At 69.5% G+C, this 20020-nt stretch carries 17 protein-coding genes and 1 pseudogene; 17 read left to right on the top strand and 1 reads right to left on the bottom strand.

Annotated elements, in window-relative coordinates; translation table 11 throughout:
* The first annotated feature begins 5 nt into the window (after positions 1 to 5).
* The 17 genes and pseudogenes from acpP (at position 6) to ACYQ8L_RS00130 (ending at position 18825) form a co-directional block, all read left to right on the top strand.
* On the top strand, positions 6 to 248 hold the full coding sequence (acpP, locus tag ACYQ8L_RS00210; RefSeq protein ID WP_459939731.1) for an acyl carrier protein: 243 nt from the start codon (positions 6 to 8) through the stop codon (positions 246 to 248).
* 96 nt (positions 249 to 344) lie between these two features.
* On the top strand, positions 345 to 1589 hold the full coding sequence (fabF, locus tag ACYQ8L_RS00205; protein ID WP_459939730.1) for a beta-ketoacyl-ACP synthase II: 1245 nt from the start codon (positions 345 to 347) through the stop codon (positions 1587 to 1589).
* Between the two features lie 8 nt (positions 1590 to 1597).
* A pseudogene (gene rpiB / locus ACYQ8L_RS00200) lies at positions 1598 to 2017 on the top strand (ribose 5-phosphate isomerase B); the annotation flags it as partial.
* A gap of 24 nt (positions 2018 to 2041) precedes the next feature.
* Positions 2042 to 3292: a serine hydroxymethyltransferase gene (locus ACYQ8L_RS00195; protein WP_459939856.1), complete on the top strand. Its 1251-nt coding sequence runs from the start codon at positions 2042 to 2044 to the stop codon at positions 3290 to 3292.
* A gap of 175 nt (positions 3293 to 3467) precedes the next feature.
* A complete protein-coding gene (locus ACYQ8L_RS00190) occupies positions 3468 to 3926 on the top strand; it encodes a deoxycytidylate deaminase (RefSeq protein WP_459939855.1) in 459 nt (152 codons plus the stop codon).
* Positions 3927 to 3929: 3 nt separating this feature from the next.
* A complete protein-coding gene (nrdR, locus tag ACYQ8L_RS00185) occupies positions 3930 to 4394 on the top strand; it encodes a transcriptional regulator NrdR (RefSeq protein ID WP_459939729.1) in 465 nt (154 codons plus the stop codon).
* On the top strand, positions 4391 to 5533 hold the full coding sequence (gene ribD / locus ACYQ8L_RS00180) for a bifunctional diaminohydroxyphosphoribosylaminopyrimidine deaminase/5-amino-6-(5-phosphoribosylamino)uracil reductase RibD (protein ID WP_459939728.1): 1143 nt from the start codon (positions 4391 to 4393) through the stop codon (positions 5531 to 5533). Before nrdR ends, ribD begins: the two co-directional genes overlap by 4 nt.
* Before the next feature lie 19 nt (positions 5534 to 5552).
* Positions 5553 to 6197, top strand: a complete 645-nt coding sequence (locus ACYQ8L_RS00175; RefSeq protein WP_459939727.1) for a riboflavin synthase — start codon at positions 5553 to 5555, stop codon at positions 6195 to 6197.
* 89 nt (positions 6198 to 6286) lie between these two features.
* On the top strand, positions 6287 to 7519 hold the full coding sequence (locus tag ACYQ8L_RS00170) for a bifunctional 3,4-dihydroxy-2-butanone-4-phosphate synthase/GTP cyclohydrolase II (RefSeq protein ID WP_459939726.1): 1233 nt from the start codon (positions 6287 to 6289) through the stop codon (positions 7517 to 7519).
* 9 nt (positions 7520 to 7528) lie between these two features.
* The gene (ribH, locus tag ACYQ8L_RS00165) at positions 7529 to 7996 is read left to right on the top strand and encodes a 6,7-dimethyl-8-ribityllumazine synthase (protein ID WP_459939725.1); all 468 of its coding nucleotides are present in this window, start codon (positions 7529 to 7531) and stop codon (positions 7994 to 7996) included.
* An 8-nt stretch (positions 7997 to 8004) separates the two neighbouring features.
* A complete protein-coding gene (nusB, locus tag ACYQ8L_RS00160; RefSeq protein ID WP_459939724.1) occupies positions 8005 to 8439 on the top strand; it encodes a transcription antitermination factor NusB in 435 nt (144 codons plus the stop codon).
* Positions 8436 to 10109: a sigma-54 interaction domain-containing protein gene (locus ACYQ8L_RS00155; RefSeq protein ID WP_459939723.1), complete on the top strand. Its 1674-nt coding sequence runs from the start codon at positions 8436 to 8438 to the stop codon at positions 10107 to 10109. The genes nusB and ACYQ8L_RS00155 overlap by 4 nt, the downstream gene beginning before the upstream one ends.
* Before the next feature lie 300 nt (positions 10110 to 10409).
* A complete protein-coding gene (locus ACYQ8L_RS00150; protein WP_459939722.1) occupies positions 10410 to 11723 on the top strand; it encodes a hypothetical protein in 1314 nt (437 codons plus the stop codon).
* 19 nt (positions 11724 to 11742) lie between these two features.
* Positions 11743 to 12600, top strand: a complete 858-nt coding sequence (locus ACYQ8L_RS00145) for a cytochrome c3 family protein (RefSeq protein WP_459939721.1) — start codon at positions 11743 to 11745, stop codon at positions 12598 to 12600.
* Positions 12601 to 12630: 30 nt separating this feature from the next.
* A complete protein-coding gene (locus tag ACYQ8L_RS00140) occupies positions 12631 to 15081 on the top strand; it encodes a cytochrome c3 family protein (RefSeq protein ID WP_459939720.1) in 2451 nt (816 codons plus the stop codon).
* 171 nt (positions 15082 to 15252) lie between these two features.
* Complete coding sequence (locus ACYQ8L_RS00135; RefSeq protein WP_459939719.1) at positions 15253 to 16491, top strand: rhodanese-like domain-containing protein; 1239 nt, start codon at positions 15253 to 15255, stop codon at positions 16489 to 16491.
* Positions 16492 to 16500: 9 nt separating this feature from the next.
* Positions 16501 to 18825, top strand: a complete 2325-nt coding sequence (locus ACYQ8L_RS00130) for a hypothetical protein (protein WP_459939718.1) — start codon at positions 16501 to 16503, stop codon at positions 18823 to 18825.
* Between the two features lie 68 nt (positions 18826 to 18893).
* Here ACYQ8L_RS00130 and ACYQ8L_RS00125 read toward each other — a convergent pair whose 3' ends face one another.
* Complete coding sequence (locus ACYQ8L_RS00125; RefSeq protein WP_459939717.1) at positions 18894 to 19799, bottom strand: multiheme cytochrome-associated LysR family transcriptional regulator; 906 nt, start codon at positions 19797 to 19799, stop codon at positions 18894 to 18896.
* Positions 19800 to 20020 lie beyond the last annotated feature (221 nt).

Below are 20020 nucleotides of genomic sequence, written 5' to 3'. Positions count from 1 at the left end.
GAGAGATGAGCGCGAACATCGAGGAAACCGTCAAGAAGATCATCGCCGAGCAGTTGGGGGTCGACGAGGAGAAGATCGTGCCCGAGGCGCGGTTCATCGAGGACCTCGGGGCCGACAGCCTCGACACCGTGGAACTCGTCATGGCCCTGGAGGAGGAGTTCGACCAGGAGATCCCCGACGAGGACGCGGAGAAGATCCGCACCGTGCAGGACGCCATCGACTACATCAAGTCGAAGTTGGCGGCGTAAGGGAAAACGTTCGGCGGTTAGGGAAGGGAGCCAGGCCCGCCGGGTCTGGCTCCCTTCCCTAATGAACCCGCCCGAAGCGGGTTCAGGAGGAGCGACGTGGCAGCACGACGAGTGGTGGTCACCGGCCTGGGGTGCGTCACCCCCCTGGGCGTGGGCGTGGAGGAGACCTGGAAGAGCTGTCTCGCCGGCCGGTCGGGCGTGGGCCCGATCACCAAGTTCGACGCGGCGGGCCTGAAGACCCAGATCGCCGCCGAGGTCCGGGGGTTCGACCCGGCGGCGTTCATGGACCGGCGCGACGCCAAGAAGATGGACACCTTCATCCAGTACGCCGTGGCCTCGGCCAAGATGGCCGTCGAGGACGCAGGGCTGGAGATCACCCCGGAGAACGCCGAGCAGGTCGGCACCTCGATCGGGGCCGGCCTCGGGGGGCTTCCCGAGATCGAGAACCAGCACAAGGTGCTCCTGGAGTCGGGGCCCCGGCGGGTGAGCCCGTTTTTCATCCCCATGGTCATCGCAAACCTGGCCCCCGGATACGTGGCGATCCTCACGGGCGCCAAGGGCCCGAACCTCTCCATCGTCACGGCCTGCGCCACCGGGGCCCATTCCATCGGGGAGGCCTGGCACGCCATCCGGCGGGGCGACGCCGACGTCATGCTGGCCGGCGGCGTGGAGTCCACCATCACCCCCCTGGCCGTGGCCGGGTTCAACGCCATGCGGGCCCTCTCCACCCGCAACGACGAGCCCGAAAGGGCGAGCCGGCCCTTTGACAAGGACCGGGACGGGTTCGTCATGGGCGAGGGCGGGGCCGTGCTGGTGCTCGAAGAACTCGAACGGGCCCGGGCCCGGGGAGCCAAGATCTACGCCGAACTCCTGGGGTACGGGGCGACCTGCGACGCCTACCACATCACGGCCCCCGACCCCGAGGGCGACGGCGCGGCCCGGTGCATGCAGGCGGCCCTGCGGTCGGCCGGGCTCGCCCCGGACGAAGTGGACTACATCAACGCCCACGGCACGAGCACCCCGTTCAACGACTATTACGAAACCCTGGCGATCAAGCGGGTGTTCGGCGACCACGCCCAACGGCTCTGGGTTTCGTCCACGAAGAGCATGACGGGCCATCTCCTGGGCGCCGCCGGGAGCGTCGAGGCGGTGTTCTCGGTGCTGGCGATCCGGGATCAGGTGGCGCCCCCCACCATCAACTACGACACGCCCGACCCCGACTGCGACCTCGACTACGTGCCCAACGAGGCCCGTCCGGGCCGGATCCGGGCGGTCCTGTCCAACTCCTTCGGGTTCGGCGGCACCAACGCAACCCTCCTCTTTCGCAGATTCGAAGGGTAAAGCCGGCCATGATCCTGATCTCCAGCGACCACGGGGGCTACGCCCTCAAGGAGGACCTCAAGGCCTTCCTCGGCGAACTCGGCTACGAGGTCCGGGACCTGGGGCCGGAGAACGGCGACCCCGTGGACTACCCCGAGTTCGGGGTGGAGGTGGCCCGCCGGGTGGCCCGGGGGGAGGCCGAGCGGGGTATCCTCCTTTGCGGCACCGGGATCGGCATGAGCATCGTGGCGAACAAGGTCCCGGGGGTCCGGGCGGCGCTGGTGCACGACACCTACACGGCCCGGATGGCCCGGGAGCACAACGACGCCAATGTGCTCGTGATCGGCGGCCGCACCACCGACCCGGCCCTGGCCCGGGAGATGGTGCGCGTCTGGCTCGAGGCCCAGTTTCAAGGGGGGCGCCACGCGCGGCGGATCGAGAAGATCCGGGAAATCGAGCGCCAGCGTCGCCCGGTGCTTCCGGAACAGGACCCCGACGTCTGGGCCGCGATCCAGGGGGAGATCCGGCGGGAGGAGGAGGGCATCGTGCTCATCGCCTCCGAGAACTACGCCTCGGAGGCCGTGCTCGAGGCCCAGGGGTCGGTGCTCACGAACAAGTACGCAGAGGGGTACCCGGGCAAACGCTACTACGGCGGGTGCCGGTTCGTGGATGAGGTGGAGCAACTCGCCATCGAGCGGGCCAAGGCCCTTTTCGGCGCCGACCACGCCAACGTGCAGCCCCTTTCGGGTTCGGCGGCGAACATGGCGGCCTACTACGCGCTCCTCCAACCCGGGGACACGATCCTCGGCATGGCCCTGGCCCACGGGGGGCACCTGACCCACGGGGCACCCGTGAGCTTCTCGGGCCGCCAGTACCGGGCCGTGACCTACGGGGTCCGGCGGGACACCGGCACCATCGACTACGACGAGGTGCGCGACGTGGCCCGGCGGGAACGGCCCGCCGTGATCGTGGCCGGCGCGAGCTCCTACTCCCGGGTGCTCGACTTCGCGGCCTTCCGGGAGATCGCGGACGAGGTGGGGGCCTATCTGGTGGTGGACATGGCCCACATCGCGGGTCTGGTGGCCGGCGGGGCCCACCCGAACCCGGTGCCCTACGCCGACATCGTCACGAGCACCACCCACAAGACCCTGCGGGGCCCCCGGGGCGGGCTCGTGCTGTGCCGGGCCGAGCACGCCGAGGCCGTGGACAAGGCCGTGTTCCCGGGGCTCCAGGGCGGCCCCCTCATGCACCAGGTGGCGGCCAAGGCCGTGGCGTTTCGGGAGGCCGCGACACCGGCGTTTCGGGACTATGCCCACCAGATCGTGGCCAACGCCCGGGCCATGGCCGAGGCGCTCGACCGCCGCGGCTACCGGATCGTCTCGGGCGGCACCGACAACCACCTGTTCCTGGTGGACCTGACGCCCCAGGACCTCACCGGGCTCGACGCCGAGCGGTGCCTCGACCGGGCCGGGATCACGGTGAACAAGAACGCCATCCCCTACGAGACCCGAAGCCCCTTCGTCACGAGCGGCATCCGCATCGGCACGCCCATCGTGACGACCCGGGGCATGGGCCTGGCGGAGATGGAGATCATCGCTGACGCCATCGCCCGGGTGCTCGCCCGGTGCGGCGACGAGACCACCGAGGCCCAGGTGCGCGGCGAAATGCGGGAACTGTGCGGCCGGTTCCCCTTCTACCACCACCTCCTGGACGGGGCGGCCTGAACCGGGGGAACCCGCCCCCCTTCCCTTCCCGCCCGCCGGGGAGGGCAACCGGAAGCCCGGGGCCGCGGCTCGCCGGGCCGGAGGGGCCGGCCCAGGGAGACGGGCGGTCTCGCCTTCCGGCGTTCCACCCTGCTGGCCTCCACATCCCACCCACGACGACGCAACGAGGTTCACGATCATGCGTCCTTCCTGGCAGGAGTACTTCATCGAGATCACACGGCTGGTGGCGACCCGCTCCACCTGCACCCGCCGCAAGGTGGGGGCGATCCTCGTGAAGAACAAGCGGATCCTCGCCACGGGCTATAACGGCGCCCCCTCGGGCGTAGCCCACTGCCTCGACGTGGGGTGCCTGCGGGAGGAGATGGGCATCCCCTCCGGCGAGCGCCACGAGCTGTGCCGGGGACTCCACGCCGAGCAGAACGCCATCCTCCAGGCGGCCCAACACGGGGTGCGGATCGAGGGCTCCGACATGTACTGCACGAACCTCCCGTGCGTGATCTGCACCAAGATGATCATCAACGCCGGCATCCGCCGGGTGTACTACCTCCAGGGCTACGCCGATCCGCTGAGCCGGGACCTCCTGCGCAGCGCGGCCATCGACCTCGTGCCCCTGGGCGAACCCGAGGAGGCGTGAGCCGTGCGCTGTCCGTTTTGCGGGGAACAGGAGGACCGGGTCATCGACTCCCGGGTGTCCCGGGAGGGCGAGGTGATCCGACGGCGGCGGGAGTGCGTGGCCTGCGGCCGCCGGTTCACCACCTACGAGCGGGTCGAGGACACGCTGCCCCTGGTGGTCAAGAAGGACGGCCGCCGGGAGTCCTTCGACCGGCTCAAGATCCTGGCCGGCATCAAGAAGGCGTGCGAAAAGCGGCCCGTGTCGGCCGACAGCCTCGAGCGCATCGTGGACCGGATCGAGGCCCGGCTCCAGGAGGAGGGCCGAAAGGAGGTCCCCAGCCGGGAGATCGGCGAGGCGGTCATGGCCGAACTCCAGGCCCTCGACCCGGTGGCCTACGTACGGTTCGCCTCGGTGTACCGGGAGTTTCGCGGGGTGGACGAGTTCGTGGACGCCCTGCGCGAGTTCCTCGAGGGGCAGAAGGACGCGTGACCGAGGCCGCCGACCGGTTCTACATGGGCCTCGCCCTGGACCTCGCCCGGAAGGGGCTCGGTCGCACGAGCCCCAACCCGGCCGTGGGGTGCGTGGTGGTGCGCGACGGGCGCGTCGTCGGCCGGGGCTACCACCCCCGGGCCGGGGAGCCCCACGCCGAGGTGTTCGCCCTTGACGAGGCCGGGCCGGCCGCCCGGGGGGCCGACCTCTACGTGACCCTGGAGCCCTGCTCCCACCACGGCCGCACGCCGCCCTGCACCGAGCGCATTGTGGCCGCCGGGGTCCGGCGGGTGGTGGCCGCCATGGCCGACCCCAACCCCGCCGTGTCGGGCGGGGGGTTCGAGCGGCTCAGGGCCGCCGGCGTCCGGGTGGAGGTAGGGTTACTCGAACCCGAGGCCCGGCGACTCAACGAGGCGTTCTGCCTTTCCATCGTGGAGGGCCGGGCCTTCGTGCACCTCAAGCTCGCCGCGACCCTCGACGGCAAGACGGCCACCGCATCCGGCGACAGCCGCTGGATCACATCGCCGCAGAGCCGGGAGCGGGTCCACCGCCTCCGGGACCGGTGCGGGGTCGTGATCGTGGGCGTGGGCACGGCCGCGGCCGACGATCCCCGGCTTACGGTTCGCCTCCCCGGAGAGCCGGAGCGGCCCACGGTGCGGGTCGTCCTGGATCCCCGGGCCCGCGTGCCGGAAACCCTCTGGATGCTCTCCCCCGGCGAGGCGCCTTCCACCTGGATCGCCTGCGGCCCCGAGGCGCCGGCCGACCGAATCGAGGCCCTCGCCCGCCGGGGCGCCCGGGTGCTGCGGCTGCCCCAGGGGCCCCGGGGCCTCGACCTCCGGCGACTGCTCGAGGAGATCTACGCCGCGGGGCGCATGGAGGTCCTCGTGGAGGGCGGAGCCGAGACCGCCCGCCGGTTCCTCGACGCGGGGTTGGCGGACCGGATCCATCTCTTCTACGCGCCGCGGCTCCTGGGGGGCCGGGACGCGGCGCCCATGCTCGGGGGAGCGAGCCCGGAACGGATCGCCGAGGCCTGGCCCGTGGAGGACCTCGAATGGGAACGGGTGGGCCCGGACCTCTACGTGACCGGCCGTCCGGGCCGACTTCCTCCGTCCCCGGGGCCCGGCGCTTCAGCGGCCTAGGCGAGAAGGGGCACCCACCATGTTCACGGGCATCGTGCAAGACGTGGGAACGGTCCGGGAGATCTCGGCCGTGCCGGGCGGCAAGCGGCTGCGGATCGCCACCCGCCTCGACACGGCCGATTTCGAGCTCGGGGAGTCCGTGGCCGTGGACGGGGTGTGCCTCACGGTCACCGAGATCGCCCCGGGCCTGTTCTCGGCCGACGCCTCCCCCGAAACCCTCGGCCGGTCCACCCTGTCGGACCTCCGGCCGGGCCGCCGGGTGAACCTCGAGCGGGCGCTTCGGCTCAGCGACCGTCTGGGCGGCCACCTGGTGCTCGGCCACGTGGACGCCACCGGCCGGGTCCTGGGCATCCGGACCGAGGGGGCGTTTCGGGTGGTGCGGTTCGAGGCTCCCCCCCCGGTGGCCCGGTACCTCGTGGAGAAGGGGTCCGTGGCCGTGGACGGGGTGAGCCTCACCGTGTACGAGGTGAGCGCCGGCCAGTTCTCCGTGGCCGTGATCCCCCACACTTGGGACGCCACGGCGCTCGCCCAGCGATCCCCCGGCGACCGGGTCAACCTGGAGGCCGATGTCTTGGCGAAATACGTCGAGAAACTCCTCGGGGGCCGCCCGGCCGAAGGCGGGGTCACCTGGGAGCTTTTGGCCCGCAGCGGCTTTCTGAAGTAGAATACCCGCCCTCGACCCTTTTGAACCCCATGAGCAAAGGCCCGGCCCCGCCGTTCGGGCGGCGCGCCGGCTTGGAGCAGGACATTCCCATGCCGATCGAACGCGTCAAACAAGCCATCCAGGCCTTCCGGGAAGGCCGCATGGTCATCCTGGTGGACGACGAGGACCGGGAGAACGAGGGGGACCTCGCCATCGCGGCGGAAAAGGTGACCCCCCAGGCCATCAACTTCATGGCCAAGCACGGCCGGGGGCTCATCTGCCTCGCCATGACCGAGGAGCGGTGCGACTACCTGAAGCTCCCGCCCATGGTTTCCGACAACACGAGCCCGTTCCAGACCGCCTTCACCGTGTCCATCGAGGCCCGCCGGGGCGTGAGCACCGGGATCTCGGCCCACGACCGGGCCACCACCATCCTCACGGCCATCGCCGACGACACCCGGCCCGAGGATCTCGTGCGGCCCGGCCACGTGTTCCCGCTGCGCGCCCGCAAGGGAGGCGTGCTCGTGCGAACCGGCCAGACCGAGGGGTCGGTGGATCTGGCGCGGCTCGCGGGCCTCAAGCCCGCGGCCGTGATCTGCGAGATCATGAACGACGACGGCACCATGGCCCGGCGCCCGGAGCTCGAGAGGTTCTCCCAGGAGCACGGGCTGCCCATCGTCACGATCGCCGACATCATCGAGTACCGGCTGCGCACCGAACGGCTGGTGCGCCGGTCGGCCGAGACCCGCCTTCCCACGGCCTACGGCGGGGAGTTCCGGGCCATCGTGTACGAGAACGACGTGGACGACTACCTCCACGTGGCCCTGGTCAAGGGCGACGTGGCCGGGGACGAGCCGGTGCTCGTGCGGGTGCACTCCGAGTGCCTCACCGGCGACGTGTTCGGGAGCCTGCGGTGCGACTGCGGCGACCAGCTCCACCAGGCCATGCGCATGATCGCCGAGGAGGGCCGGGGCGTGATCCTCTATCTCCGGCAGGAGGGCCGCGGTATCGGGCTCGTGAACAAGCTCAAGGCCTACGCCCTCCAGGACCAGGGCAAGGACACGGTGGAGGCCAACGAGGAGCTGGGGTTCCAGGCCGATCTGCGCGAGTACGGGATCGGGGCCCAGATCCTCGTGGACCTGGGCATCCGCAACATCCGGCTCATGACGAACAATCCAAAGAAAATCGTAGGCATCGAGGGATACGGGCTCGAGGTGGTGGAGCGGGTGCCCATCGAGATCCCGCCCCACCCCGAGAACGAGCGGTATCTTCGAGCCAAGAAGGAAAAGCTGGGCCACTGGATCGATCCCGACCGCCGGGATCCCGGCCCGACCGACGCGTGAGGAGACGCCATGCCTGCTTTCATCGAGGGGAAGCTCACCAGCCAGGGCCTTAGGATCGCCCTCGTGGCGAGCCGGTTCAACAGCTTCGTCACCGACCGGCTTGTGGAGGGGGCCGTGGACGCCGTGGTCCGCACCGGGGGGGACCCGGACGCGATCCGGGTGTACAAGGTGCCGGGCGCGTTCGAGATCCCGCTCGTGGCCAAAAAGCTCGCCACCTCGGGCCGGTTCGACGCCGTGGTGTGCCTGGGCGCGGTGATCCGGGGCTCGACCCCCCATTTCGACTACGTCGCCTCCGAGGTGGCCAAGGGCGTGGCCCTGGTCGCCCTGGAGACCGGGCTTCCCGTGACCTTCGGGGTGCTCACCACCGACACCCTGGAGCAGGCCATCGAACGGGCGGGCTCCAAGGCCGGGAACAAGGGGTTTGAGGCCGCCATGGCCGCCATCGAGACCGCAAACCTCCTCCGGGCGGAGGGGTAAGGGGCTCCATGGGTGCCCGACGAGCGGCCCGGCGGGCGGCGCTGCAGGCGCTCTACGCCCTCGACCTCAACCCCGAGCAACCCCCTGTGGGGCTCCTGGAGCAGGCGATAGCCGAGGCCGGGGGCGAAGCGGACCGGCCCTACGCCGAGACCCTGGTGCGGGGGGCCTGGGAACGCCGGGACGAGATCGACGAGCGCATCCGGGGCGCCAGCCGCCGCTGGCGGCTCGAGCGGATGGACCGGGTGGACCGGAGCGTGCTGCGGCTCGCCACGTACGAGCTCCTGGCCTCCGCGGACGTGCCGGCCCCCATCGTCCTGGACGAGGCCGTGGAACTCGCCCGGGAGTTCGGGGCCGAGGACTCCCCCCGGTTCGTGAACGGCATCCTGGACCGGATCGCCCGGGAACTCCGTCCCGGCGAAACCCGGCCGAGGAGGGCCCCGTGAGCGCGACCGCCCTGCCCGCCCTGACCGATGTGCTGGCCGCATTCCACCAGCCCGCCGTGCTGGTGGACCGGTCCGGCCGGATCCTGTGGGGGAACCCCCCGTTCCGGGGGCTCTTCGGCGATCAGCCCCCGCCCCAGAGCCTGGGGGAGTGGGAGGAGCGCTCGCCCCGGGACGGCGAACCCCTCTGGGACGCGTTGGTGCGGAACCGTACCCTGGTGCGCCGGCTCCACACGGGCCGGGGCATCCAGCCGCTCCGCCTCAAGCTCGCGGCCCGGCCGGGGGGCGACGCGGTCGTCGTGCTGGCGAGCGCCGCGTCGGCCGAAGGCATCGAGGCCCTGCAGGAGCGCACGGCGATCCTGGAGGCGGTGTTCGACAGCCTGAACGAGGGCGTTCTCGCCATCGACGCCCAGGAGCGGATCATCGCCCTTTCGCGCTCGGCCGAGCGGCTCACGGGGTTTGCCGAGGCCGAGGTGCTGGGGCAGATCTGCCGCGAGGTGTTCCAGGCGCCCCCGGGCACCGAGTGCCCGTTTCAGGCCATGATCCGAAGCGGCCAGGGGTTTCACCACCGGGAGATGGTGCTCAAGGGCAAGGGCGGCCGACCGCTCCACGTGTCCGTGAACGCGACCCCGCTTCGGGGCCGCGACGGAAGGCTCGAAGGGGCCGTCGTGGTGCTCCGGGACCTCTCCGAACTCGACCGGCTGCGCTCGGAACTCGCCGGCAGCGGCGCCCGACTCGGCATCGTGGGGAACCACCCCTCGATCCGCCGGGTCATCGAGAAAATCGAGACCGTGGCCCCGAGCGAGGTCTCGGTGCTCATCACCGGGGAATCGGGCACCGGAAAGGAGCTCGTGGCCCGGGCCATCCACGACCTGAGCCCCCGCCGGAACAAGCCCTTCATCAAGGTCAACTGCGCGGCCCTGGCCGAGGGGCTCCTGGAGAGCGAGCTCTTCGGCCACGTGCGGGGCGCGTTCACCGGCGCGGTGCGCGACCGGCCCGGCCGGTTCGAGGCCGCCCACGGGGGCACCCTGTTCCTCGACGAGATCGGCGAGACCTCCCCCGCCCTTCAGGTGAAGCTCCTCCGGGTGCTCCAGGAAGGGGAGTTCGAGCGGGTGGGCGAGTCCGTTCCCCGGCGGGCCGACGTGCGGATCGTGGCCGCCACCAACAAGGACCTCCGGAGAGAGGTGGCCGAGGGCCGGTTCCGGGACGACCTCTTCTTCCGGCTGTGCGTCGTTCCGATCGAGCTCCCGCCGCTTCGGGAGCGGCGGGAGGACGTGCCGCTCCTGGCCGACCACTTCCTGAAACGGCTCGCTCTCCGGGAGGGGCGGCGCAAGGTGTTCGCGTCGGCCGCCTACGGGATCCTCGAGCGCTACGCCTGGCCCGGCAACGTGCGGGAGCTCGAAAACGCCGTGGCCCACGCCTACGTGTGCTCCCCGGGCGACGTGATCCAGCCCGAGGCCCTCCCCGACCACATCCTCCGGGGCGAGGACCCCTTCGGCGGCGAAGACCCCTACGCCGAGGAGCGCGAGCAGATCTACGCCGCCCTCGAGGCCACGGGCTGGAACAAGGGCGAAGCCGCCAAACGCCTGGGCTGGAGCCGCACCACCCTGTGGCGCCGGATGCGGGACCTGGGCATCCGGGACACCCGCCGCAAGCCCCCCGCCCCCCTCTGAACGCCATTCCCCTCTTTTTTTCGAAAAAGCGACCCGTCCCCCTCAAGCCCCCTCCCCTGCCGTCCGATCCTATTCCCCGTCAACTTTGCGACGAACCAAGCCCCTCCCCAATTGTTTCAACTGGAAACACAGAGAAACAAACCTGAACAACCTTGTGAAACACTAAAGCCAACAGGGTAACCGGACAGACTCGTAACATCCCGTTTTCCAAGATTGTTTTGCTTTGTGGCCACCCCCGGCACGCCTCTCGCATGCCGGAAGGTTGTACCCACGTTCACATTCACCAGGAGGGAACCACGGATGCGAAACCCGCTGCCACCGCTCCTCGCAGCCCTCCTCGCGGCTGGGCCGGCCCTGGGGGCCGGGCCGGACGTACGGGCCGATCTGTCGGCCGAGTACGAAACCCGGTGGGCCCAGATGCACGCGGGAGACGACGAAACCGACCAGGACCTGGCCGTGGACCTGGGCCTCGAGGCCGGCCGCGTGGCCGTGGAGGGGCTCGGGTTCTCGGGCCGGCTCCGCTACGAGGCCGACCTCGACGGCACGGCCGAGGCGAGCCCGTACAAGGACACCCTCGACACCTATTCCAACCGGGACGACTGGCGGCTCTACCGGGCCGTCGTGTCCTACGACCTGCCGGCCGGCTGGGCGCGCCTCGAGGCCGGGCGCCAGGAGGTCTGGAGCGCCGAGACCGTGCTCTTCGACGGCGGGCTCGTGCGCCTCACCCCCTGCCGCTGGGCTCAACTCGAGGCTTTCGGCGGCCGCCGGGTGAGCTTCTACAAGGACCCGGAGCCCAACGCTGTCTACGGCGGCAACCTGGATCTGCGGCCCCTGCCCGGCACTCTCGTAAGCCTCGAGGACGTCCACTACATCGAGAACACCTTCGAGGCCCGGCTGGTCCAGGATCTGGCCGGCTGGGGCACCGGCCGACTGGGGTACCGGATGGTCAACGCCGACCCCCAGGAACTCTCGGCCGCCCTCCACCTCTACCCCTGGGCCGAGGCCGAGGTGCACGCCACCTACGTGCGCACCCTGGCCGAGGAGGGCGACGACGACTACGCCTACGACTACACCTCGGCCGACGACCACGAGGTGCCCTACCTCACCTTCGAGCCCCTGGAGCCCTACGCCGACTATACCCTGACCGTGCGCCAGGGGTTCTTCGGCAAGGTGGGCCTGGGGGCCCGGCTCCGCCACCACAACGTGGTCGACGAGGCCGACGAGGACACCTACAACGTGGACTTCGACGAGGGGGCAATCCTCCTCGACCTCTCGGACCTCCCCTGGCCGGGGCTTCGCCTCGACGCCGAGGCGGTGCGCTGGGTCGAAAACCGCGACCGCTCGGACATCACCGAGGACAACCTCTGGGGGGTTACCGTGGCGGTGGAGCAGTCCTGGCGGGGCCACGCCCTGGGCGCCTCGTTCCAGAAGCAGGCCTACGACTCCGACGGCCGGCCCCGGGACAGCCGGGCCTGGGAGGCCTGGGCCCGGGTGCGGCTCCTGGAGAGCGCCGCGCTCCACCTGCGCTACGCCCGGGAAACCGACGACCTCTACCGGGCCGACGGCGTCGACGCCCTGAACACCTTTACGGCCCGCCTGAACCTGACCTTCTAACCACCGGGGAGACACCGCCATGCGACGGATCCGACTGCGAACCACCGCCCTGGCCGCAGGCCTCGCCCTCTCCCTGGGCCTCGGTTGCGTGACCAGCCTCAAGGGCCTGCGGTTCGACCACAAGCTCCACTCCGGGGAGGCCGGCTGCGCCGACTGTCACGCCGGCGCCAAGCGGCCCGACCACGAGGCCTGCGCGGCCTGCCACGAGATCGACCAGAAGAACCCGTCGGACGCGTGCCTCACCTGCCACACCGAGGGCGACTACCTGGTGGAGGCGGCCCGGCCCGCCTCCTACGCCGACGTCATCTTCGACCACGACGCCCACGCCGACGTGGACTGCGCCCGGTGCCACGCCGGAGCGGCCACGAGCACCCGGGCCAGCGACTCGAACCTGCCCGGGATGAAGGTATGCCTCGGCTGTCACGACGGCGACGAGGCGCCCTCCGACTGTGCCACCTGCCACCAGAGGCTCCGCAAGGACGTGCGGCCCGCGAGCCACAGCGCGGCTTGGCCGAAAGCTCACGCCGAGGCGGGCCGCCTGGACGGGGAGTCGTGTACCTGGTGCCACGGCGAAAACGCCTGCTCCGACTGCCACGCCACGGCCCGGCCCAAGAGCCACACTCCGGCCTGGAAGAACTCCGGCCACGGCATCGCGGCCGACCTGGATCGAAAGGCCTGCGCGGCCTGCCACCGGGCCGACGAGTGCTCCCGGTGCCACCGCACCCGGCCGGCGAGCCATTTCGGCGCGAACTTCCGGATCCCCCTCGACGCCGGCCAGGGCCACGCCGGCCTGGTGGCCCGCCGGGGCGGGGCCCGCAGCTGCCGCGCCTGCCACGAAGCGAGTTTCTGCCTGACCTGTCACCCGGGCGGGTTCTGACCCCGGAGCCCCACAACGAGGAGGAGACCCATGCGCATCAAGCCCAGAGGATTTCACCGCGCCCTGGTTACCGTGGCCGGGGCCGCACTGCTGAGCGCCGGCCCCGCCGCGGCCTTCGATCACGGGCAACTCGAAGCGCTGTACAACGATCCCGAAACCGGCGGAGCCAACGTCTGCCGGGTATGCCACCCCGAGGCCGTGGAGAGCTTCAAGGCCTCGGTCCACTACACGTCCCGCTCCGTGGTGGAGAACGAGAACTTCTTCTTCCCGGGCGGCGGCAAGCACGGCATGCTCGACCGGGCCTGTGCGCTCGTGGGCTCGCCCATGCTCCTGAACATGCTGGGCACCTCCTACACCTCCGTGGAGGTGGCCGCCGAGCAGGGCGGCACCCCGGGCCAGCAGTGCGGCTCGTGCCACACGAACTACTACAACACCCTGTTCGAGGGGTTCCTGACCCAGCAGTTCATGGGCATGGAGATGGACGCCGCCTCGGCAGCCTCACAGGCCGAGCAGATCATGCTCTCCGGCGTCGACTGCCTCGTGTGTCACGCCGAGGAGTACGACTTCCGGATCCGCACCACCTATGAGCCCGATCCGTACGGGCTCAACATGGGCTTCGGCACGCTCGACGGCGTTCCCCAGCGCATCAAGCAGGACCGCTCGGCCGAGGCCCTGGCCTCGATCGTCCGGACCCCCACGGACGAGATGTGCCTGCGGTGCCACGAGCACGGCCGCACCGACTACAAACGGGGCGAACTGCCCGAGGCCGAGTACGACATCCACTACAAGCTCGGCGTGTCGTCGGAAAACCCGTGCCTGTTCTGTCACGAGGCCACGGACCACAAGTTCAACCGGGGCCCCATGGTGAACGGCGACCTGTTCGCCTCGGACTACCCGGTCAACTCCGACGAGAACGACGCCTCGTGCGCGGGCTGCCACACCGACCGGCCCCACTCGAGCGACCGGCTCAACGACCACGTGGAGAAGATCGCCTGCGAGACCTGCCACATCACCTGGACCTCCGGGGCCGAAACCACGATCTGGGGCGACGGCGGATTCCTGGCCCTGGCCAAGGGCAAGGACAACCGGCCCGTGAAGCTCTACACGAAGAAAGAGGGCGGCCAGCCGCTCACCAACGAGGAACTCTGGGAGAACTACCACCAGCGGCCAATCTACATGCCGTTCTCGGGGCTCACGAGCTTCCTGGCCCAACCCCTCCCGGTGACCAACCCGGCCACGGGCGAGGCGCCGCGGATCTACCCGTTCAAGACCATCATCAACCCCCTGCCCTTCGACGGCCGGTTCTTCGGGATCGGCGTGGACGACGTGGATCGCGACCGCGACGGCGTCAACGACTACTCCATGTTCGCGGCCATGCGGATGTTTGCCGAGCAGTACAAGATGCTCGGGTTCATGGACCAGGACTTCGACTTCTCGAAGTTCCAGGTGGACGAGGCCACCGGCATGGTGGTGACCACCGTGGACCCGGCCGACCCGGCGTACCCGGGCTACGCGGCCATGGCCCAGATGGCGGCGTTCCCGAACATGCTGTTCTTCGACAAGTACACCTTCGGGTACAACTGGTACCAGGACCTCGGGAAGCTGGCCGAGGCGGGCAAGATCACCACCTGGGACGAAGCCTACCGGCCCCTCGCGGTCAAGGACATGCGAAAGGCCGTGGAGGTGGGGATGAGCCGGCTCCTGGACATGATGCTCCAAATGGGCTTCGACCCCACCGAATACGGCATGACCGCCGAGCAGATGAAAGCCATGTACTCGAAGGACGCGCTTTCGGCCGACCAGGTCGTGGTCATGGCCGCCCCGCCGGGGAGCGAGATGCAGATGATGCTCTCCCAGATGGGCGTGGACCCGGCCCTGTGGCAGAACTACCCGGCCTACTCCAACGGTGTCACCCTGGGCGGCCACGGCGTGCGCAAGGACGACGCCCTCATGTGCGCCGACTGCCACGACGCCGAACGGAGCGTGTTCAACCAGAAGGTGGAGGTGCCCACCTATGGGCCTAATGGCCTGCCGCTCGTGCACTGGGAGTTCTACTCCAAAGAACTCCTCGAGAAGGCCGAGGCCGGGGAGATCGTGGAGGACGTGTGGGAGGCCGGGTACGCGCTGGCGAGCGACGACTTCGAGATGGGCGGGCCCTTCGTGACCGCCTCCCAGGCGGCCGAGGCCCTGGGCATCACCTTCGGACTCGACGGCGACTACATCGCGGTCTTGGTGCCCACCACCCGGCTCGCCACCAACTGGGAGGTGCTCGGGTACTCCGCGGCTCGGATCGCCGAACTCACCGGCACCTCGTCCGAGGAGGCCGGCGGGGTGATCCCGGGCGACGTGGAGTCGGACGAGGCCGGCTCCAGCGAGTGCTTCGTGCAGGCGCTGGGCGGTGAGGTCGGCCCCCTGGCCGGACTCTCCTGGCTCCTGGCCGCTGCGGCGGCAGGTCTCGGTCTGACAGGACGTAAACGGTAGCGGTACCCGCGGGGCCCGTTCTCCAGGGAACGGGCCCCCCTATTCCGGGGAAATGTGAAATTTTCCACATTTAAACGCCAGAGAAAGGAGGTGCCCCATGGTGTAGCCGCGAAGTGGGAGTTCTTGCCCGCGTAATAGGTCTTCCAGTTCCTTCACGAGGAGGAGAAGCCAATGAGATCGCTCCGATGGTTGCGATACGCTGCCGCCGCTCTCCTGTTCCCCCTGGCGCTCGGCGCCTGCGGCGGGTCGGACGATGACGACGACAACGCCGGATCGCCTACACCGCCGGTGAGCACCACGATCACCCGCGAAGACGTCGCGGCCCGGCTCGACGGCGTGCTCAAGACCGGCCTCAACACGATCAATGCCGACCAGGTCGCCGCCCTCTTCTTCGACGGCGATCCCTCCAACGACCCCTTCGTCCTCGACGTCCGAAACGCCGAGGACTACGCCAAGGGCCACATCCCGGGCGCGGTGAACGTGCCCCTCAAGGAGTTCGCCCAGCGGTACCTCGAAGAGGGCGACGCCCTCGTTCCCGCCGACAAGAACGTGGTGGTGGCCTCCTACTACGGGGGCGACGGGAACATGGCGAGCCTTCTCATCAACGCCGTGCGGATCAAGGATCCGGCGAACTTCGGGGACTACCCGTGGTCGAAGACCATCATGATGGGCATGATGGCCTGGAGCTTCGACAAGGAGCTTTCCAACGGCCACCGGTGGACCGACGACGCGGGGGACAAGCGCCTCGCTGACGGCCCCGTCGAGACCACCGCCTACACCGGGGGTTCCTTCGACCTTCCGGAGTTCTCCGGGTTCAGCGCCGACACGGTGGAAGGGGTGATCCTGGAGCGGGCGGCAAAGTACCTCGCCCAGGCCGACACCCCCCTCACGCTCCAGATGCCGGCCACCGAGCTCAAGGCGCTCCTCGACGACGGGGATCCGGCGAACGATCCCCAGATCCTCAGCGTGCGGGGCGCCGCCCACTACGCGCTCGGGCACATCCCCGGGGCGCTCAATGTGTTCTGGAAGGACACGGCCGTCCTCGAGAACCTGACGATCCTCGATCCCGACAAGCCCGTGGTGGCCTACTGCTACACCGGCCACACCGGGTCGCTGGCCACCCTGACGCTGGCGATTCTCGGGTACGACGCGAAGAACCTCCTTTACGGCATGGACGGCTGGTACCCCTCCCCGACGGTCGGCGCGGGCAAACTCCCCAACTTCGACACGATCCGGGGTTGGGACTTCCCCGTGGACGACGGGGGAGCGGACGACCTGGGTTCCCTGGCCGCCTACAAGCCGCCCACCGGCTGCAAGGGGTGCCACACGAGCCTCACGGCCATCTTCTACGACCTGACCACCAACCCGCCCCAGGCCACGGAGGCACCACCCTCCGTGGGGGAGGGGTGAGGGGGCGCCGTGGAGCCCGTGCCGGCTTCCAAGAAGTTCTGGATCTACGACGGTCACCTTGCCAGCTACGATGCCAAGTACGCCAGCGCGTTTGACGAGGACGGGGACATCCACCCCGGCCGGAACTGCACCGACTGCCACGGCGGCGACACCGCCAAGTCCAGCCGAGCCGAAGCCCACACCGGTTCGTTCGCGGCCATCCCCGGCGGCGAGGCCGCCTGCCTGAACTGCCACAGCGTGTTCCATCCGAACACGGCCGAGGCGAACAACGGCCTCCACGCCACCCTGGCCGGGTATACGGCGATCCTGTCGAAGCGGGGCTTCGACCCGGAGGACGAGACCTCGGCCGAGCGGTTCGAGGAGCAGTGCACCAAGTGCCACACGGCCAACAGCAGCGGCGACGTGGCCTGCGGCCAGTGCCACGTGAGCGTGCCCGCGCCGGCGGGCGGCGGGCTCCTGGCCGGCCACCGGTTCCAGGGCACCCCGAGCATGGACAACAACTGCACCGCCTGCCACGGCTCGCGGGTCAAGGACGAGTATTACGGGCTCAACAACGAGCTCCTGGCGCGCAACCGCCAGTTCCTGGGCGAGGACAGCCCCTGGAAGGACGAGGCCTTTGAACTCGAACCTGACGTGCACAAGGAAGCCGGGCTCGCCTGTGTGGACTGCCACTCCGGCGACGAGATGCACGGCGCGGGCGCGCCGGAAAACGACGACCGCTACGCGGTTTCGACCTCGCCCGCCTGCGAGGACTGCCACGACGACCTCGTGGGGGCCAACATGCTCCACAGCCAGCAGCACCTCGACGCCATGGACTGCTACGTCTGCCATGCCCAGCCCTACAAGAACTGCTTCGAGTGCCACACCGACGTCACGGAGAACGGGGTGCCCTACTACGTGATCTCGGAGAACGAACCCGGCGGCAATTACGACCACCTGATGACCTTCCGGGTGGGCAAGAACCCCAAGTGGCTCGACGGGGTGGAGGGCGCGAAGAAGTACGCGGTACTGCGGCACGTGCCGGTGGACCCCGACGTGTTCACGTACACGGGCGACAATGCTGTGGAGGGGCTCCTGCCCAACGCGGACGCCCGGCCCACCTGGGCCTACGCCACCCCCCACAACATCCGCCGGAAAACGAAGATCACCGAAAGCTGTGAAAACTGCCACGGGGCCGACTACAGCAAGTTCTGGCTGACCGACCCGGTGGAGAACGCCTATGGCTGGGTGGGCGAGGTGTACGAGAACTTCGAGCGCGCGGCCAACCGGAACATCGTCCGTGCAGAACCGGTGCCGATGCCGACCGCGACCTTCGGCACCAGCCTGCACAAAACCCGCGCCGGGAAGGCCAGTTGGTACGCGGCCGAAAACGGAGGGTTCGAAACCCTGACCGGCGTCCCGTACGAGGACCTGGGCTGCAAGGACTGCCACCGCTCCGACATGACCGAGGCGGAGTGGGAAGCCCAGGGGAGCACCGCCTCCTGCAACGACTGCCACCGGGACGAGCCCATCACCGGCAGCACCTGCCTCAAGTGCCACGGCCGCCAGGGCGCCGAGAAGAGCCAACTCGCCGCCGGAAACCAGGCCGTCTCCGACGTCCACCGCGATGACCTGGGCATGGACTGCATGGACTGCCACACCTCGGGCGACGTCCACGGCGACGGCACCACCTACGACTCCATGCTCGCGGACGGGGCGATCGACGCCAAGTGCGAGAACTGTCACGACCCCGAGGGCCTGGAGGCAAACGCCTATCACACCCGGCACCTCGACGACATCGACTGCAGCGCCTGCCACACTCAGTCGGTGATGAGCTGCTACAACTGCCACTTCGACAAGCAGGTTGAGGACCACACCAAGAAGATCGCCTACGGCCAGTTCACCGGGTTCAAGCTCCTCATGAACCGCGGCGGCAAGGTCACGGCGGCCACGATGATGAGTCTCAAATACGGCTCCGGCGCCGATGCGAAGACCTTCGTGGCCTTCGCGCCCTACTACGGCCACACCGTGAAAAAGGACGCCGTCACGTCGTGCAACGACTGCCACGGCAACGCGGCGGTCCAGTCGTATACGGGTACGGGCACGATCCAGGTGGTGGGTTGGAACGAAACCGAGGGCAAGCTCGTGCCGCCCCAGGGGATCATCCCCGTTCCGCCGGACTACAATACGGCGCTCAAGTTCAGCTTTGTGGACTGGGACGGAACCACCATGGTCGACGGGAAACCGGCCTGGTTCCACCTGAAGGACGAGGTGGATCTCTTCCAGGTCCGGGAGGGGTACGGCACGCCCTTGACCGACGGCCAGATGAACTGGCTCAAGGTGTCCATGGAGTAACGTGCCGAAGGTGAGGGGCACACGGGCCGCCGGGCGTGACGCCCGGCGGCCCTTTTTTCCGGGGGCCTTCACCCTCCGTTGCCGGCCGTCAGCGTCTTCACGATGTGCTCCCGTAGGGCGGCCGCGGCGGCCGAGGGAGGCTTGGAGCCCGGAAGCAGCAGGGTCCGCAGCCGGCGGTGCTCGAACCCCTTGACCCGGTGGGTTCGGAGCGCCCCGTCGAACGAGGTCACCAGGTCCGACGGCAGGAACGCCACCCCGTCGCCCCGCAGCACCGACTCCCGCAGCGCCACGAGGTCGTCGAAGACCACCACGCCCCTAAATTCATCAATTCTTCGTCCCGCCCCGGCCAAGTTCGCCTCGAGGAGCGCCCGGCAGCACTGGGCTTCGGCGGGCACCAGGAGTATCTGCGAAAGGAGATCCTCCACGGCTAGCGTTCCCACCGGAACGCCCAAGCCGGGGTGGCTTGCGAACACCACCTCGTCCCCTCCCAGGGGAATCCGGTCGCACCCGACGGCCTCGAACCCGAGGCAGTGCTCCACGACCGCCAGGTCGTAGGCTCCACGGGCGACCCCCAAGGCGATCTGCTCCGGCGTCCCGAACTCCAGCCGCAGTCGGGGCGGCCGGCGGCTCGTTGCCGCCAGGAACCCGTGGAGCACCTCGGGCAGTCGCAGAATCCCGAACTCGGGGGTACAGGCGAAACCGACCGGCCGATCGAACCCGGCGATCCGGACCCGCTCCTCGATCTCGCCCTCCAGTTCCAGAATGCGCCGGGCCTTTTCGAGCACCTCGCTCCCCACCTCGGTGGGCACGATGCGCGGACCGGAGCGGTCGACCAGGGCCACGCCGTACTGTTCCTCCAAGAACTGGATCCTACGGGACACGGTGGACTGGGACACGCACAAACTTTCCGCGGCCCGAGAGAAGCTCCCCTTCTCCACCACCTCGATCAACGACCTCCAATACACAGACTCCATCGGTTTCCCTCTCGGCTACGAAGGTAGTCCCGGGCGCGGATGGGGAACGGACGTTGGCCCGGGGCGAGCGCGGCACACGTTCGCCGCGCCGGAACCGCCCCCTTTGCCCGAGATCGCGCGCCCCTCTGTTCGCCGGATCGAAGGCGGCGCCCCCTCGTGCATCCAACCATAAGGCCAGCAACCCGCCGCCGCGTCTCCTGCCGGGATCGCCTCTCGTATAC

This window comes from Deferrisoma palaeochoriense (genome assembly GCF_054656955.1).
Note: the sequence above shows the minus strand (reverse complement) of the source record. Positions and strands in the feature narration are given on the sequence as shown.